This is a genomic window from Streptomyces beijiangensis (genome assembly GCF_017315755.1).
Classification (GTDB): domain Bacteria; phylum Actinomycetota; class Actinomycetes; order Streptomycetales; family Streptomycetaceae; genus Streptomyces; species Streptomyces beijiangensis.
In genome coordinates this window covers 1-285 of sequence record NZ_JAFLRJ010000977.1, presented here as the reverse complement: position 1 = coordinate 285, position 285 = coordinate 1, and the positions used below count along the sequence as shown (strand labels likewise).

General features: G+C 73.3%; 1 protein-coding gene. It reads left to right on the top strand.

The annotated features are described in order from the left end of the window. A partial coding sequence (locus tag J0695_RS40165) for a 3-hydroxyacyl-CoA dehydrogenase family protein (RefSeq protein ID WP_242553770.1) occupies window positions 1-285 on the top strand: 285 nt, incomplete at both ends.

Sequence of the window (285 nt, the reverse complement as noted above, 5' to 3'; positions counted from 1 at the left end):
GGCGCGCGCCCGCGCGGTGGTCGAGCGGCTCGGCAAGCAGGCCGTGGAGTGCGGCGACCGCACCGGGTTCATCGTGAACGCCCTGCTCTTCCCCTATCTGAACCGGGCCCTGGACCTCCTCGACGCCGGAGAGGCGACGGTGGCGACGCTCGACCTGGCCCTCAAGTCCGTGGGCGGGCAGCCGCTGGGACCCGTACGGCTGCTGGACACCGTCGGCACCGATGTGGCCCTGGAGGTGCAGCGACGGCTCCACGAGGACCCTCGCCTCAAGGCCCAGGCGCCGGT